Origin of the sequence: Mesorhizobium sp. C399B (assembly GCF_030323185.1) — a bacterium.
In the GTDB taxonomy this organism is placed as follows: Bacteria; Pseudomonadota; Alphaproteobacteria; order Rhizobiales; family Rhizobiaceae; genus Mesorhizobium.
Genome location: NZ_CP100472.1, coordinates 123,051 through 138,926, shown reverse-complemented (window position 1 = coordinate 138,926; position 15,876 = coordinate 123,051). Strand labels below are relative to the sequence as shown.

The 15,876-nt window shown below is 62.4% G+C and carries 11 protein-coding genes and 1 tRNA gene; 4 read left to right on the top strand and 8 right to left on the bottom strand.

All coding sequences use genetic code 11. From position 1 onward, the window contains the following. Positions 1 to 173: 173 nt before the first annotated feature. Both NLY36_RS00655 and mgtE read left to right on the top strand, forming a co-directional pair. On the top strand, positions 174 to 2,060 hold the full coding sequence (locus NLY36_RS00655; RefSeq protein ID WP_023696128.1) for an ABC transporter ATP-binding protein/permease: 1,887 nt from the start codon (positions 174 to 176) through the stop codon (positions 2,058 to 2,060). A gap of 290 nt (positions 2,061 to 2,350) precedes the next feature. Continuing rightward, complete coding sequence (gene mgtE / locus NLY36_RS00650) at positions 2,351 to 3,718, top strand: magnesium transporter (protein WP_023696129.1); 1,368 nt, start codon at positions 2,351 to 2,353, stop codon at positions 3,716 to 3,718. Positions 3,719 to 3,792: 74 nt separating this feature from the next. Here mgtE and gor read toward each other — a convergent pair whose 3' ends face one another. The 3 genes from gor to rpiA form a co-directional block, all read right to left on the bottom strand. Next, positions 3,793 to 5,184, bottom strand: a complete 1,392-nt coding sequence (gene gor / locus NLY36_RS00645) for a glutathione-disulfide reductase (RefSeq protein WP_023736614.1) — start codon at positions 5,182 to 5,184, stop codon at positions 3,793 to 3,795. A gap of 124 nt (positions 5,185 to 5,308) precedes the next feature. Continuing rightward, positions 5,309 to 5,926, bottom strand: coding sequence for a DUF2059 domain-containing protein (locus NLY36_RS00640; RefSeq protein ID WP_023736613.1), 618 nt, complete (start codon positions 5,924 to 5,926; stop codon positions 5,309 to 5,311). Continuing rightward, on the bottom strand, positions 5,913 to 6,644 hold the full coding sequence (gene rpiA, locus NLY36_RS00635) for a ribose-5-phosphate isomerase RpiA (RefSeq protein WP_023736612.1): 732 nt from the start codon (positions 6,642 to 6,644) through the stop codon (positions 5,913 to 5,915). The genes NLY36_RS00640 and rpiA overlap by 14 nt, the downstream gene beginning before the upstream one ends. A 155-nt stretch (positions 6,645 to 6,799) precedes the next feature. Here rpiA and NLY36_RS00630 point away from each other — a divergent pair, with 155 nt between their 5' ends. Both NLY36_RS00630 and NLY36_RS00625 read left to right on the top strand, forming a co-directional pair. Beyond that, a complete protein-coding gene (locus tag NLY36_RS00630; RefSeq protein WP_023736611.1) occupies positions 6,800 to 7,483 on the top strand; it encodes a phosphoglycolate phosphatase in 684 nt (227 codons plus the stop codon). A 127-nt stretch (positions 7,484 to 7,610) separates the two neighbouring features. Then, positions 7,611 to 7,685: transfer RNA gene (locus NLY36_RS00625), tRNA-Val, on the top strand. 39 nt (positions 7,686 to 7,724) lie between these two features. Here NLY36_RS00625 and NLY36_RS00620 read toward each other — a convergent pair. The 5 genes from NLY36_RS00620 to NLY36_RS00600 form a co-directional block, all read right to left on the bottom strand. Further along, a complete protein-coding gene (locus tag NLY36_RS00620) occupies positions 7,725 to 7,997 on the bottom strand; it encodes a hypothetical protein (protein ID WP_023696133.1) in 273 nt (90 codons plus the stop codon). A gap of 111 nt (positions 7,998 to 8,108) precedes the next feature. Further along, entirely contained in the window at positions 8,109 to 10,778 is a 2,670-nt protein-coding gene (locus NLY36_RS00615) for a DNA/RNA non-specific endonuclease (protein ID WP_023736610.1), read from the bottom strand. Further along, positions 10,775 to 11,905, bottom strand: coding sequence for a hypothetical protein (locus NLY36_RS00610; protein ID WP_155921533.1), 1,131 nt, complete (start codon positions 11,903 to 11,905; stop codon positions 10,775 to 10,777). The genes NLY36_RS00615 and NLY36_RS00610 overlap by 4 nt, the downstream gene beginning before the upstream one ends. Positions 11,906 to 12,209: 304 nt before the next feature. After that, on the bottom strand, positions 12,210 to 13,193 hold the full coding sequence (locus NLY36_RS00605) for a trypsin-like peptidase domain-containing protein (protein WP_023688493.1): 984 nt from the start codon (positions 13,191 to 13,193) through the stop codon (positions 12,210 to 12,212). Between the two features lie 16 nt (positions 13,194 to 13,209). Further along, positions 13,210 to 15,474, bottom strand: coding sequence for a DNA/RNA non-specific endonuclease (locus tag NLY36_RS00600; RefSeq protein ID WP_286461637.1), 2,265 nt, complete (start codon positions 15,472 to 15,474; stop codon positions 13,210 to 13,212). Positions 15,475 to 15,876: the final 402 nt, after the last annotated feature.

Sequence of the window (15,876 nt, the reverse complement as noted above, 5' to 3'; positions counted from 1 at the left end):
ATTCGCCGGGATAAAATTCATAGAAAATGATCAATTGGTGTTACTATCCGTAACAAAACTAAAAAGGTTTGGGCGGGATTGTGATTCGGGTCGACAGACCGCGACGTTCAATATCGGCACTTTGGAACCGCGACGCCCCCGCCGGGCCGCCGCCCCTGACGCCAGTATCGTCGATGCGGACCTTCTGGGGACTGATGCGGGCCTACTGGTTCTCGGACCGGTGGAGAGAGGCCTGGGCTCTCACCGTCGTCCTCGCACTCATCATAGCCCTGTCGAGCAAGGCCGACGTCTGGTTTACCGTGTTGGCGGGCGAACTGGCAGCCTCAATCGCTTTTTTTCACGACGCCGCGAATACCACGCCCCTTGAATCGGTGCTTACCAATGCCGGCCTGCTTGTGCTGCTGGTCGTGTTCAAGGACATGGGAATCATAGGCGCCTGCAAATTTGTATCGGCGACATTGCATCGCAAATGGCGCGCCTGGTTGAACGCGCGTTTCAATGCGGCGCTGCTTGATACCAACCATACTCACTACCACGCTCAGAATGGCTCGCCAGATGCGCCAGCGCCCGACAACATCGATCAGCGCGTGCAGGAATCCATCAAAGACATGGCGGGCGGCGCCATCGGGCTTGCCCAAGGTGTCTTCGGCGTCTTCACCTCACTTTATTTTGTCGGCGGCGCTTTGCTGGCGAATTCCGTGGAGGTAAAAGGCCTGGATGCCCTCGGCAGCTATGGCAGCGCCGTCCTCGCTCTGCTGGCGGTTGCCATCTATGTGCCCGTCAATACCTGGATCGCGATCAAACTCGGCGGAATGCTGGAGTGGCTCAATGTCAGGATGCAGAAGGCCGAAGGCACCTATCGCAGCGAGCTGATCACCTTGTTGCGCCGCAGTTTCCATGTGTCGGCGTCGCAAGGCGAAGACGTGCAAAAGACGATACATGGACGGCTCTATCTCGATATCGATACCACCTGGTCGAAGCTCAACATCGTCAACACCCTCTATGCGGGATTCGAATCGGTCTATAATTTCGTCGGGGCCAAAGTTGTCGCCTACGGACCTGGTCTGGTGCCGTTCATCCACAACGGCGTCGACCTCAAGGGCTACATAACCGGTTCCGAGCAGGTCAACGCGCTGATCAGCAAATGTTCCTGGTTCATCCATGTCATGCCGAGTCTCGCCACCTTGCGGGCCAACAGCCAGCGCGTCATTGAATTGGCGCACGCCATTGAAAACGTCCAACAGCCGCAGGAATTCTACAGCCAGACCGGCCGTTCCGATTTCCACTATGCCAGCCAGAACCCGGTCTTCGGCCTGACCATCCAGAAGCTTGAACTGGCGCATCAGGGTGAAGACGCCACGCCGTTCCTGAGCGCAGCCAATCTGCGCTTTCGGCGCGGCGAGTGGGCATTCCTCAAGGGCGAATCCGGCTGCGGCAAGACTTCGCTGATCAAGGCGATCAACGGCTTGTGGCCTTATGGCCGCGGCACCATCGTCTTCCCTGACGGTGTGAGGAGCTTCTATGCCGCACAGGAGGTCAAGCTGCAGCTGGTGTCGCTGAAGCAGCTGGTGTGCCTGCCCGGCTCCGAGGACGACTATGGCGATGCGCAGGTCGCGGCAGCCCTGCACAAGGCCGGCCTTGGCGATTTCATCGAACACATGGCCGATGAAAGCCGCGAGGGAAAGATCTGGGACCAGCTGCTGTCCGGCGGCCAGAAGCAGAAGCTGGTTGTGGCCCGCATCGTGCTGCAGCAACCGGGACTGTTGTTCCTCGACGAAGCGACCGGCGCGCTCGATCCGGATGGCAAGATCGCCTTCCACCAGGCCATCAAGGACAACTGTCCCGATGTCACGGTGATCAGCATCATGCATGAGGCGGTGCCGCCACGTTCGGCCTCGGGCGAGGAATTCTACCATAGCGTGGTCGCGATCGCCGACGGCGTCGCCACCAAGAGGCCGCTTGTTCCGAACCTTCCGCGCGAGCTCACCACCATCCTTACGCAGCCGCGGCCGGTCGAGGACAAATGGATGCGTTTTTCACGCCGGCTGAAGCAGAAATAGCAGCCACGCCGAAGCGCGTTCCGCCACTGGCGGCGGGGCACTCGCTCCCTCCCCCTTCAATAATCATCACAGTCTCGCGATTGGGCCGGCTCCCGGCTGTTTTCCGCCACCCCCGCGATTGACTCGCCAAGATGCGCTCCTATGTTGCGCCCGCTCGCTGAATTCCAACTCGAACCCGCGAGCAGAAAGGTCACCGCGCCATGCCTGGCGACAGTAGTCGAACGCAACCGCCGTCCGCCTCGATGTGACCTCTAACGGCTCACGTCCCGCCGGACGGCAAGGAGTGAGCCATGAACGAATTTACCCCCGTCGTAGCGGGCGACGATGCCGTCGCTATCGCGCGTATCCTTGCCAATGATCACGTCGCCGATGTCGTCGAGGCCCTGAACCGGGAAGCTCGCGATACCGCGATAGAACTGCTTTGCGAAATGCCGTTCGAGCGGCTGGTCGAGATCTTCGACCAGCCTGAACTCGACGGCGCCTCCGATCTGGCCGAGGCGCTGCCGCGCGCCAAGGCGTGCAAGCTGCTGACCGCCATGTCGGTCGACCGCGCCGCCGATATTCTGCGAGAGCTGGATGAGCCGACGCGCTCCGAGCTGCTCGGCGGGTTGGTCCCGCCGCTGCGGGCAACGCTGCTTTCCATTCTCGGCTATCCCGAAGGCAGCGCCGCCTCAATCATGACGACCGAATTCGTCAGCGTGCCGTCGGACTGGTCCGTCGGGCGCACGCTCGACTACATCCGCAAGGTGGAGCGGACGCGGGAGACCGTCTACGCCATCTACATCGTCGATCCAGACACGCATGTGCTGGTGCGCTCGACCGGCCTGCGCCGGCTGATCACCGGCGAGCCGGACGATCCGATCCTGTCGGTGGCGCCGGATCGCGCCCCGGTGACGGTGACGCCGCTGACCGATCGCGAGACACTGGCGCAGACGATCTCCAAATATGACCTGCTCGCGGTTCCCGTCGTCGACCACGGCAAGATCCTCGGCATCGTCACCATCGACGACATCATCGACACCATGATCGAGGAGACGACCGAGGACGCGCATCGTTTCGGCGGCATGGAGGCGCTCGACGAGCCCTACATGAAGATGAGCTTTCTCGCGATGATCAAGAAGCGCGGCGGCTGGCTGTGCGCGCTGTTCATCTCGGAGATGCTGACCGCCAATGCCATGCAAAGCTATGAAGGCGAACTGCAAAAAGCGATCGTGCTCACCCTGTTCATCCCGCTGATCATGAGCTCGGGCGGCAATTCCGGTTCGCAGGCGACCTCGCTCGTCATTCGCGCGCTGGCGCTGCGCGAGATCGGCCTTCGCGACTGGTGGCGGGTGGCGTTGCGCGAATTGCCCACCGGCTTCGTGCTCGGCGCCATGCTTGGCGTGGTCGGCATCTGCCGCATCGCGCTCTGGCAATATATGGGCTTCTACGATTATGGGCCGCATTGGCCGCTGATCGCGGCGACCGTGGGGGCAGCACTCGTCGGCATCGTCACCTTCGGCTCGCTGTCGGGGTCGATGCTGCCGTTCGCGCTGAAACGGATCGGCTTCGATCCGGCGAGCGCCTCGGCGCCGTTCGTCGCCACGCTGGTCGATGTCACCGGCCTGGTGATCTATTTCTCGGTGGCGCTGGTCATCCTGCGCGGCACTTTGTTGTAATAAGCTTCAGGCCTCCCATCGCGGTGGCAACAGCGGCTGCCATGGGGGGTTCTTCAAGATCGAGCGCGCGGGCGTCAATCGACCCGCACGCCGTTCTTCACGCGGTAGGTGGGCTTGTACATGGTGACCAGTTCCTCCGCTGCCGTCGGGTGGACGGCCATGGTGCGGTCGAAATCATCCTTGGTGACGCCGGCCTTCAGCGGAATGCCGAGCAACTGCGCCATCTCGCCGGCGTCCGGCCCGAGGATGTGCGCGCCGAGCACTTTTCGCGTGGCGCCATCGACCACCAGCTTCGTCAGCATCTTTTCGTCGCGGCCCGACAGCGTGTGCCGCATCGGCCGGAATGTGGCGCGGTAGATTTCGATATCGGAGTAGCGCTTGACGGCATCGTCCTCGGACAGCCCGACGGTGCCGATCTCCGGCTGTGAGAAGACGGCGGTCGGAATGGTGTCGTGGTCGGGCGCGGTCGGATTGCCCTTGAATGCGGTCTCGATGAAGCACATGGCTTCGTGGATCGCCACAGGCGTCAACTGCACGCGGTTGGTGACGTCGCCGATCGCCCAGATGTTGTCGATGTTGGTGCGGGAATACTGGTCGACAACGATGGCGCCGGTTATGCCGAGCTCGATACCGACGCCTTCCAGGCCCATATTCTCGGTGTTTGGGAGGCGGCCGATGGCGAGCATGACCTGGTCGATCGTCAGTACCTTGCCGCCGGTGACCAACGCATCCAGCCTGCCGTCCGGCCGTTTGCGGACCCATTCCGACACGGCGTGGCAGAGGATCTTGATCCCCTTCCTTTCCATGGTTTCGTGCAGCATGTGCCGCAGGTCCATGTCGAAGCGTGACAGTATCTCCTTGCCGCGATAGACCAGCGTGGTGTCGACGCCCAAGCCATGGAAGATATTGGCGAATTCGACGGCGATGTAGCCTCCGCCCTCGATCATGATCGCCTTCGGCAGTTGCTTGAGGTCGAAAACCTCATTGGAAAAGATGCAATGCTCGTGACCGGGCAGCGCCGGGTGCGGCGCCGGCCGGCCGCCGGTGGCGATCAGGATCTGGTCGGCGGTGACGGTGCGGTCATCGCCCAGGAGATGCACGACATGCGGGTCGACCAGCATGGCGCGCGAGTGGAACGTCTCGCCGCCGGCGCCTTTCACGTTCTTTTCGTAGATCGCTTCCAGACGGGCAATCTCGCGGTCCTTGTTGGCGACCAGCGTCGGCCAGTCGAAGCTCGCCTCCGGCACCGTCCAGCCATAGCCGGCGGCGTCGGCAAAATGCTCGGGAAATTGCGAGGCATAGACATAGAGTTTTTTCGGCACGCAGCCACGGATGACGCAGGTGCCGCCATAGCGGTATTCCTCCGCGATGCCGACACGCTTGCCGAGCGCTGCCGCCACGCGCGCCGCTCTCACCCCGCCGGAGCCGCCGCCGATCACGAAGAGATCGTAGTCGTAACCGCCCATGCTGCTGTTCCTTGCCTCAAGAAATGTTTGAGACAGGTAGGCCGCATGAAGCCAAAAGAAAAGCCCGGTTTCCACCGGGCTTTCTGGTCCAGCGGCAAGGATGCCGGTGGCGAAATCAGACGTCTTAGTTCTTCGGCGCTTCCGGCTGGTCACCGTCTGCGGGCGCATCGCCGTCGGCAGGTGCAGCGCCATCGGCGGGGGCAGTTGCGTTATCCGGCGCAGGCGCGGCCGGAGCAGCGGCCTTCGCGGCGGCTGCCAGCGTTTCGCCGACCTGCTGGGCGAGATCGCGCGCCAGGCCGTTCTGCCAGATGTCGGCGGCCTTGACCAGTTCGCGCGTCACGTTGGGGCCGTTGTCGAGCAGCTTCTTGCCGGCATCGGAATTGTAGAAGGCGGCGATGTCGGTGAGATCCTTCTCGGAGAACACCTTGGCATAGGCGAGCGCTGCTTCCTTCTCCAGATCGGCACGGCGCGAGGCCAGCGCCAGTGCCTTTTCGCCGACGGTCTTGCCGATCAGCTCCTGCATATCAGGGTTCTTCTGGATAAGCTGCTGCTCGAGCGAGGCCGCCGCTTGCGGCAGGATGTTGTCGAACGAGTCGGTCGCGTGGATTGCCGTGACCGCCGCCCGTGCCGCCTTCAGATGCGATTCCGTGATCTCCTGCGAGAACGCCGGGGAGGAGAAGGCGAAAACGGCCGAAGCCGCCAGAACGGCGCAAAGATTGCGAACCCGGTTATGCAACATCATGATCGGTAGAACTCCCTGGTTTTCGGGCGGCATGGACGGTTTGGATGCCGTCGCCGCCGGCGATGATGGCCGCTGACGCCAGCCCGATGAAAAGACCATGCTCGACCACACCAGGAATGGCATGGAGAGCATTCGAAAGCGCTCTTGTATCCGGAATGCGGCCAAAAGATGCATCGAGGATAAAATGGCCGCCGTCTGTAACAAAAGGCTGGCCCCCCGTCATCCTCAATGTAACCGGGCCGGAAAGGCCGAGACTTTTGGCCGCTGCCGCGACCGCGATTTCGGTGGCGCGCAGGCCGAACCGGTTGACTTCGATCGGCAAGGGAAACTGGCCAAGGGTGTCGACCATCTTCGAGCGATCGGCAATGACGATCATCCGCTGAGATGCCGCCGCGACGATCTTCTCGCGCAGCAGCGCGCCGCCGCCGCCCTTGATCAGCGTCAGCGCCGCGTCGATCTCGTCGGCGCCGTCGACGGTAAGGTCGAGCTCGGGCGTTTCCTCAAGCGTCGACAGCGGCACGCCAAGTTCGCGGCAAAGGGCTGCAGTGCGCTCCGACGTCGGCACGCCGATGACGGACAAGCCGGTGGCGATCTTTTCGGCCAGCAGCCGCACGAATTCGTCGGCCGTCGTCCCGGTGCCGATGCCGAGCCGCATGCCGTCGCTGACATGGGCAAGGGCTGCCCGCGCGGCCTCGACCTTCAACTGCCTCGCATCCATGCTCGCCCCGGGGATTTGGCTTGGTTCTGATTTTTCTGGATGCGCGCTCCTAGCACTTTTGCCCGCAGGGTCAAAGACTTTGGCTCGCACCGGCTTGCCTGAAAGAAGCGCAGCCGCTATCGCCTGCCTGCAATGCATCAGCCACAGGATAGGCCATGACCCAACCGATCATCGTGTTCGACCTCGATGGGACGCTGATCGACACGGCGCCGGACCTGCTCGACAGCCTCAATCACAGCCTTGCCGCCAGCGAGCTTGCCGCTGTCGATGAGGCAGGCTTCCGGCGTTTTGTCGGCCAGGGCGGACGCGTGATGATCGAGCGCGCGCATACCGCGCAGCAGAAGTCGTTGGCAGTGGACGAGCACGACCGGCTGCTGAAACTGTTCCTCGATCACTACACGGTCAACATTCCCGGCAAGTCGCGCCCCTACCCCGGCGTGGTCGAGGCGATCGCCCGCTTCGAGGCGGCCGGCTATCTGCTTGCCATCTGCACCAACAAATATGAGGCGAATTCGAAAGCGCTGATCGAGGCGCTCGGCCTGACAAAGCATTTCGCCGCGATCGCCGGCCAGGACACGTTCGCCTTCCGCAAGCCCGACCCGCGCCATCTCACCGAAACCATCAGGCTCGCCGGCGGTGACCCGCACCATGCGCTGATGGTCGGCGATTCGCAGACCGACATCGACACGGCCAAGGCCGCCGGCATTCCGGTGGTCGCCGTCGATTTCGGCTACACCGACCGCCATGTCAGAGAATTCGAGCCGTCGGCGGTGATTTCGCATTTCGACGCGCTGACGCTCGACCTGGCGGAACGGCTGATTGCGGCGGCGGCCGGCTGAGCGAAACGGGGATTCCGCGGCAGCGCCTGTCCTCGGCTATTTCAGGCACAGAAGGCCGGCGCATCTCCTTGACTTCACGACCCTGCCTCCCTTATATCGCGGCTCGCTTGGCCTTCGGGCAACGAGCGGGCGATTAGCTCAGCGGGAGAGCACACCCTTCACACGGGTGGGGTCGCAGGTTCAATCCCTGCATCGCCCACCATCTTTCTTTCCCTGAACAGCGCACTCCAAGCCAGCACTCCTAGCAGCTGCAACTCGCCCCTTCCCCACCAAAATTCTTCTGCGCGAAGTTCAAGGCGCTTGAGTAGCTCGTGTAGCTCTGGAACTGGCAGACATCGGAGCCGTTGCGCACCTTCATCTGCTCGAGATCCCAGAACGAAACCTCGATGTGATCGTTGGCGCAATAGACCGTGTATTTTTCAGGCTCCAGCGCGTTGGCTTTCTGCAGCGGCATGGAGACGGCTGGAATGCAAAGCGCGGAAAGTGCAAGCATGACGGCGTGACGCGTGCGCATGTAAAAACCTCTGGAGTGAGAACAGCCCGTATTTGTCGCGACGATAGTGAGCGGCGCATCGCGGCTTTTTTACGCGCCCTTGTCTTCGCCCCGCTCGGGCCTTCAGTGTTTCTATATGCTGGTCCATATCTCCAATGTGTTGGCCTTGATGATCGGCACCGCACGGGCTGTCACCAGTCGGCCAGCGGCAACCGTGAGGTCGGCGGCCAGCAGTTCGGCGGCGCCACGGTCGGCGTCGTTGTAGGGGTTGTAGCGAACTTCGTTCTTGCCGGCGGCAGCGGCGACACGTTCTTCGCCAGGGTTTGGAATGCCCCAGCCCAAGGCCCGCATTTTTGCGGAAAGCGCCCCGGCGTCCTCGCGCGCCATGCCGGCGAACTGGACGTAAACCGTCTGTGGGCTCTGCTGGATACGCAGCCGGTCCTTCAGCGTGTTGAGTGCGTTGCGATCCTGCTCACCGACAACAGTCTGGCCGTCGGCTGCCGAAAGGGCGAGATCGGCAACCGCCCGGCGCGCGCCGGCAAACACAGCCAGCCAGTCCGGGCGTTCCCACAATTCAGGCGGTACCCCAAGCAGGGTCTCAAGCACGTTGCGGCGCCCCGCCGGTGTCAGCCCGCTTATGCTTTGCAGGCCGGCCATCTCGACGAGAGCCGCGACGACCTTCTGCCGTTCGACCACCGGAAGGTCTGCGTCTTCGAGGACGGCAATCAGGTCACCGCGCAGTGCATCATTTGCGCCGTCGAGCAGCTTGACGCGAGCCGCCAGTTCGTCAGCCGCGGTTCCATTGGGGCCGCGGTTCTTCAGTGAATCCGTCCATTCGATGAGAGGGTCGAAATTGAGGCTCGTGAGCCTTTCAAGCTCGGCAACCGGGAGCCGATACTGCTCGACGTTGAACGCCCCCGTAGCGTCGGCTGGAATGAAGAACGCATCGACCTCAAATTCCGGCTCCCTCACCTCTCCCTTCACGGCCGCCGACACCGAGGACACCGCGAGCTTCCAATAGGCATAAGGGACCGGCACGCCGTCGACCGGCTGGTCCGCGGGCCGGAAGACAGGACCACTGAAGATGGTCACCCGATTGGCGAGCGGATTGTGCTGCGAGCGAACCCAGTTTTCGAGCGGCACCCATCGGCTGCCGTAGAAAGTACGCGGCTGCGGCATCGTGTTTGGCAGGAAAGAGGCATACTGCGCCAGCTTGAGCGCCGCCGTTGCCGGATCGCCGGCGAACTCCGGACCCCAGGCGATGTCGCTGGCACTTGCAAATCGCGCCGCCAGCCAGGGCCGGTCCGCGCGAAAGTACCAGTTGGGACGAGGCTGGTAGTCGACCGACAATCGGCTGTCGGGTTTCAGTCTGCTGGCGGTGAATTGCAGCGGCAACCTCTGCGACCGATCCAGGTTGACGGCCGAATAGATGGCCATGCGATGAGTTCGGCCCATGACCAGCGAGTAGTTGATGTAATCAAGCGGCGGCGCCACGGCGTCGTTGGCCAGGTCGTCGGTTATCCTGGGCAAGCCGATCGTGGCCCCTATGAAATCGACCTTGTATCCCGAAAGAACGTTAGGCTGTTTGTCTATGTCTTTGCCAAGCAGCGGTTCAAGCGCGGCGCGCAGCGGCGCCGGCAATTGGTCGAGCGCGACCTCGCCGCTTTTGACCTGCCCGGCCAGCTCGACCAGCACCCCCTGTCGCAAATCGGGCGCCAACTTGTCCAGGGACACGCTGCCGAGTTTGAGCTGTTCGACCACAAGCAAGATCGCGGATCGCAAAGTGGCCTGCGTGGCTTGCTGCTCGGCCAGCGTCTTGGCGGCGTCTTCCGCCTTCTTCTCGGCAACGGCAAGTGCAGCCTCGGCTCGCTGGCGTGCGTCTTCCGTCTTTTCAAGGGCGGTGGAAAGCTTTCCATTGAGCTTTGCGACCTCACTCGCCGTCGTCTCGGCATCCTTGCGCGCGTCAACAGCGTCATTTCTCTGGACGTAGGCGAAATAGGTGGTTGCCCCAAGGATCGCGGCCAGGATGGCAAACAGCGCGATCAATATATTCTTGCTGCGATCGCGCTGCTTCTGGCTGTCGGTCTCCGCCTTGGCGCTCGCCTCGACGAACTCGGCGATGTCCGGCCCCTGCGGCAGCTCCGCCGCCTCCTTCAGCGCTTCGCCGCGCAGGAGATAGCCGGGATAGCCGGTGTTCTTCCATTGCCGCGCCTGGGCGGCCACGCGAATGCGAAAGCGCTCGGTCAGCTCGTCCGAACTCAGTTCGTCGTCGGATGCGAAGCCGTCGCCGGATTCGGCACCGTCTTTGGTCGCGACGGCCATTGATTCAGGAACGGCGATGGCGACCGTTCCTGAATCGTTGATTTCACGCGATGCCGATTCGGAGTCAACCGCGACGGCAATTGGCTCTGTTGTTTCGAGCCCACCGCCACCTGCGAAAGACGCGAGCCGCACCGGGCTGACGTCGGCTGAGGTGATGCCCGGCCGCGTGACTAGTTCGGCGGACCAATAATCGAGTATGCGCTGCGCCGCGCGCCGGTCGGATTCCCGCGCGATGGTGCTGCCGGCGCGCCGTGCCTTGGCCAGGAAGTCGCGGATGGCCTGCGCATCGGGGGCCGTGTTGTCGATGCTGGCTTCCGTCGTCTCGGCGCCGGCCTTGTCGCTGCGGCTCATCGATGGGTCGACGGCTTCATTGCTGCTGGCGATGCGCATCAGCTCGAGATGTGCGATCCGGATGTCGCTCAGCGAAATAAAATCGGCCGGAGTTTCGGTCTCCGTGCCTGTCGCAAGTTCATCGCTCATGGCCCCAGGTCCTCAATGATCTTGTGCAAAGGCGTGCTGACGCGGACGATCGAGGCGCATTCCGTTTTCAGCGCCAGATCGACCTGGACGAAGCGTTGCTGGGCCTCGTCCCGATAGGCTTCGAAGGCAAGGATGAAGGCGGTATCGACGGTCTCGCGCGATAGCTGGTCGTTGACGTCGGTGGAGTAGTCGACGAGCGTCGCCCGCCACGCTCCAGTGGGGTCGAGGTCGGCAAGAACCTTGACCTTCACTTCCAGGTTTCGCCACAGCGGCGAAAACTGGAACGGCAGCGACTTGTCCGCCGCAGCGCCCCCTTCTATCGGCTCGATCATGTCGGTAAGGCTGGCCAGCTTGTTGTCGATGTCCTGCCATAGCTTGTGCTCGACGACGCGCGCATAGATGGTCGAGGACAGCACCATGATCGCGTCATGCGCGGCCTTGATCAAGGGCACGGACGGCTCTTCTGCAGGAAGTTTGCCGGCTATCGTATCTAGACCGGTGGCCAAAAGTCCGAAGGGCAGGTTCTTTGCCGTGACGAAAATCTGCTGGTTGAGCCGCGACGGCACGACGCGCAGCACGGTGCGCACGTCAAACAGCGCGTCGTAGGCGTCCGGAGACTTGTTATCGATGGCAGCCTGCAACTTGATCGCAGCCGCCTTGAGGTCGTCGAGCCAGGCCTGCTCGATATCGTGAAGCGCCGGCCCCGCCGGCAGTTCCATGACCGACTCTCCGATAGAGACACAGAAGAGCTTCAATATTTTGAGGAAATTGCGCATGACGCGGACCTGCTCCAGGTCGGCCCCCATGTCGCGGGCGGCGACCAGCAGGTTCTGGAAGCTGCCGATGCCGTATTGAAAACTCTGCAGATGGTCATGCAGGTCCTTGTAGGTCTTGAGGACATCGATCTGGCTGGTGACATTGGTGAGGCCGTTGTCGGCGGCAAGCGTGGCCTGAATGTCCTTGGACTGCTGGTTGACGGCGTTGAAGCCTGCGAGCGCGGTGTTGACCCGATCGTCGGTCGTCATGCCGGGCAACTCGGCCGTCGGTTTCTGGCCCGCGGCGAGTTCGTCCAGATAGGCCTTGAACCGGGCCGCGCACTGCGGATTTTGCGCCACGACGGCAGTCATAAGCGCCTGCGACAGTTTATTGGTCAACGCATAGTCAAGGATGTTGAACCAGACTGTAAGCGCCGCCCCCTGGAGGTTGATGGCGCCAGCGACGATTCCAGCGTCCTTGGTTACCTGCAACCAATCGGGAGGCAATGGGTAGAGATCAGCCAGTTGAAGCCTGAGGTCGAAATAGGCGCTGATCTCTGAACTCCCTGGTGTTTGGTGTCTGGCGTTATAAACCGTCACATCCGAAAAATTTTACATGCCGTAGTCCCAAATCGCCGCGCATCGAGCTGCGCCATCGGTCTGCATAGCTCACCATCTACACAGGCTTGGCCGCGAGGTCCTGGATGATGGTGTCGATCGCAATGCCCTCGTTGCGATAATATGTGCTTTTGGTAGGCGCGTTGGGCTCGGTGAGCCAGCCTCCGCTGTGATGCAGCGCAATCAGGTTCCAGTCGGTGTCGAAGACCGGCGAGCCCGACGAACCCGGCAGTGTGTCGGTCAGATACTGGACGCGGCCGCCGCCGACGAAGGCCACGACATTGGCGACGAACGAAATCTGTTTCTGCGCACCGCCGGGATGCTGGATGATGTTGACATGATCGCCGGCCTTGACGGTCATGGGTTTCAATTCCAACTCGCCCCATTTGGAGGCATCGCCCTTGATGCGGACGGCGGACCAATCATTGTCCTTGGAGGTACGAAGAGGCACGGCGGTGTCGATGTCGAACTGGTCGAGCGGCGCGTCGAGCCCGGCAACGGTGCGCTGATAGTTGAACTGGACCACCGTGCCCGCCAATGAAGCGCCGTCAGGCAAGACATGGTTGTTGGTGATCAGTATCCCGCCGGTGGTCATGAAGCCGGTGCCGGAGCTGCCATCCGCACGCTTGATGCGCACCACCGATCTTGCCCTGACAAGGCCGAGTTCGAGATAGCTGATCGGCACCAGCGTGCTCTTGTCGCCAAGGATTTTTTCGAGCTGGGCCGGCGCCGTCGCGCCGCTCCAATTGGCGGTCGCGGGGCCTTCGACCGGCGGCGGCGGGGCGTGCTGCTTTGCCTGCAGCAGTGCCTGGTCGCCGGGATTCTCATCGAGTGCAAAGGCGACGAGGTCGTCGGCCCTGGTCTCCTGCTTTGCGCGCTGGACAATCGCAAACCAGTTGTTGATCGCCTTGTTGTCAAAGGCGATCTGGGCCGTCGAAAGACCGACACCTTTGGCAACACGCACGCCGTCGCCGATCATCGGGTAAAGGTTGGCGAGGATGCGGTTGAGACTGTTCAGTTCGGATTGCGTCCATTCGGTCATGGGATTCCCTCCGACCCTAAGCCTTCTTCTTCCGCTTGCGTGATCCCGCGCGCATCGCAATTTCGGTGCCGCGAACCGTTTCGTACTGGTCGGCGTCGATCAACGATTGGTCGAAGGTGATGCCGGTCATTTCGGAGATTTCGGTCAGTGGGTACATGGCGCCGATGAATTCTTCGGAGACCGTGAACTCCAGTTCCGTGTCCGACAGATCCTGTTCGAGCACGAAGCCGTAGCTGGCGATGCCGTCACTGACGCGGGCGACCACCACCTTCCAGAAGCGGCGCGGCACCGGCGCGCGGAGACTGGTGCCTTTGGGACCCTTGCCGGCAAAGGTCCGGTCGTCTTCGGCGAGGACCGGCCCGGCGAAGACGCACAGCCGCTCGCTGGCCGCCTCCGACAGGACGTGGTTCTCAAGATCGCCCCAGTTCTTCTCGCCGCTGTCGGAGCGGTTGTAGCCTTCGACCTGGGGCGAGCAGTTGGTGACATGGAAGGAGCAGACATTGCCCCTGAGCAGCAGCTCGAAGGTGCTGCCCCAGGCTACGTCATCGCGCCTGACGATATGACCCTTGTCGAAGGCGCCCTGATCCTGGGTGTAGAAGACGTCGGGGATCTGGTACTTGTCGTCGAGCCGCAGATCCGGGAACCAGCGCTCGCTGAACAGGCCGCCGCGCGAATAGTTGCGGCCCTTTTCCGGCTCGCGCAGATTGCTCTCCTCGGTTACGTTGGAGGCGGTGAACAGCGCAAGCCGCCGCTTGGCGTGCATCTTGAGCGAAAAATTCTGGTAGTCGAGTTGCGTGCCGCCGGCCTTGAGCGGCGCCAGCACGGAGAGGTCGGTGGCCTCAGGCATCGGCACAACGACCGGCGCGAGTTTAGTGCCGCCAGAGAGAAATTTCTCGTCGTAGCCCTTATAGCCGGCATAGTCCGCGACCGTTTTGGGAACGAATGCGCCGCCTGGAGGGGTCGACTTGGCCGCTTCGAGCTCGACCGATTCCGTGACCGCTTCATGGGCAGGCGTTGCGCCGAGCGAGACGGTGATGCGCAACGGCACTTCGAAGGTGACGCTGCCGCCTGGCGAAACGACGACGCCTGCCGATGAAGGCGTCTGGGTGGCGACGCCCGGGATCTGCTTGACGCCGCCGGCTTCAACCAGGTTTACGCCCTCGGCCGGCGACCCACTGTCCGCCTTGTTCCACCATGCGCCCCAATCGTTGGGGCCGCCGCTGGCGGCGCCGGCGAAATTGAGGCCGAGGTCGACGACACGCTGGTCCTTGGCCAGCGCGCCGGTCGGCACGGCGTAGTTACGCTCGAGATAGCGGCCGGCGAAATGCAGCGCCACGACCTCGCCGGTGGCGAGGTTGATCATGGCGGTGCCGGAGTTGCCGCCAGTGGTCGAGCAATCATGTGTCGCCGCGCTGACGATCTTGCCGAAACTCTCCGTATCGAAGCCGCCCTGCAGCATGCCCGGTTGCAGGCGCTTGACCTGGAAACGATTGCGCATGAGCTCGTTCTGGACATCGACCGCGTTGCGATTGTCGAACGCGGGATAGCCGATGGCGACGACTTCCTGGCGCAGCATATCGCGCGCGTCGGCGACCGCGAGCGACAGCGGCGTGATGTTGTCGGGCAGGCCTTCGACTTCGAGGATCGCCATGTCCCAATAGGGATGGATCATCCGGACATTGCGGATCTTGAAGACGTTTCCCGCCGCCGAATCGCGCTTGAAGTCGATGCCGGCGGCGCGGCCGTTGATGAATTGCACATTGCGGTCGCCAAGGCCGTCCGCAAATATCTGCGCCACATGACGATTGGTCATCAACAGGTTGCGGCCGACGACGAAGCCCGTGCCGCCGTAAGGGATATTGGTGTTCCACAACAGTTCGATACGCCCGATCGCCGGCAGGGCGGCTTCGATGCGCTGCTTCAATGCGGCCTCGCTGGTAAGCTTCGTCCACAGCGAATGGCCAGGTGTCGGAGCGCCGTCGAAAGTCAGCGTCGTAAAGGTGCCATCCTTGATGTCATAGACCGGCCGCAACTCCGGGATGATTATGGCTTCCAGATCGGAAAGCTGCTCGGGCGCGACTTCGGCGCCCCGCGCGAGGCTCTCCATGCCAGCGCGCGCCGATTCAAACGCCGCCTCCGTCTTGCCGGCTTCCGCAGGCGCAAGGGATTCCAGAGCGCCGCCTGCCATCGTCTCCACGTTGCCGAGGACCGATTCAGTCTCCTCGCCCCCGGTGACGAGATCGAGATATTGACGGATTCGCTGCTCTCTGCTGACCGGCATAGTCGCCCCCAAAGGTTCTGTCGAAGTAAATGACTGTATTGCCCCATTTTAGACTGGTGCAATTCTGATTGGCAGGCAAGGAAACAAATCAACTCGCGTCGAAGATGACCGGAGTGCAACGTCGGCATGTCTCTTTGCCGCAGTCGCTCGCGCGGTGTATGACGCTCGCATTATTTCAGCGATGCCGTATGTGATCTCCGTCACAGACGCTCACGCTGTTTGCGCCCAGCTATCGCAACAGGCGGAAAGGCCATTGCGGCCGCTCGGTTTTACAGAAATTTTATCACCTATCCATTTTTATCAGTTGGCGCCTGCACGCGCGGCTCCTCCCGCCGCGCGTGCAGGCGGCTTTCCGCCCGGCACGAGCCAGGCACTGGGCGCGACCACTGCGCCACGCCTTTA

Excerpts from the sequence above, each read along its gene's own strand:
- NLY36_RS00655 (WP_023696128.1), top strand. The coding sequence starts at position 174 with ATGCGGACCTTCTGGGGACTGATGCGGGCCTACTGGTTCTCGGACCGG.
- mgtE (WP_023696129.1), top strand. The coding sequence starts at position 2,351 with ATGAACGAATTTACCCCCGTCGTAGCGGGCGACGATGCCGTCGCTATC.
- gor (WP_023736614.1), bottom strand. The coding sequence starts at position 5,184 with ATGGGCGGTTACGACTACGATCTCTTCGTGATCGGCGGCGGCTCCGGC.
- NLY36_RS00640 (WP_023736613.1), bottom strand. The coding sequence starts at position 5,926 with ATGATGTTGCATAACCGGGTTCGCAATCTTTGCGCCGTTCTGGCGGCT.
- rpiA (WP_023736612.1), bottom strand. The coding sequence starts at position 6,644 with ATGGATGCGAGGCAGTTGAAGGTCGAGGCCGCGCGGGCAGCCCTTGCC.
- NLY36_RS00630 (WP_023736611.1), top strand. The coding sequence starts at position 6,800 with ATGACCCAACCGATCATCGTGTTCGACCTCGATGGGACGCTGATCGAC.
- NLY36_RS00620 (WP_023696133.1), bottom strand. The coding sequence starts at position 7,997 with ATGCGCACGCGTCACGCCGTCATGCTTGCACTTTCCGCGCTTTGCATT.
- NLY36_RS00615 (WP_023736610.1), bottom strand. The coding sequence starts at position 10,778 with ATGAGCGATGAACTTGCGACAGGCACGGAGACCGAAACTCCGGCCGAT.
- NLY36_RS00610 (WP_155921533.1), bottom strand. The coding sequence starts at position 11,905 with ATGACTGCCGTCGTGGCGCAAAATCCGCAGTGCGCGGCCCGGTTCAAG.
- NLY36_RS00605 (WP_023688493.1), bottom strand. The coding sequence starts at position 13,193 with ATGACCGAATGGACGCAATCCGAACTGAACAGTCTCAACCGCATCCTC.
- NLY36_RS00600 (WP_286461637.1), bottom strand. The coding sequence starts at position 15,474 with ATGCCGGTCAGCAGAGAGCAGCGAATCCGTCAATATCTCGATCTCGTC.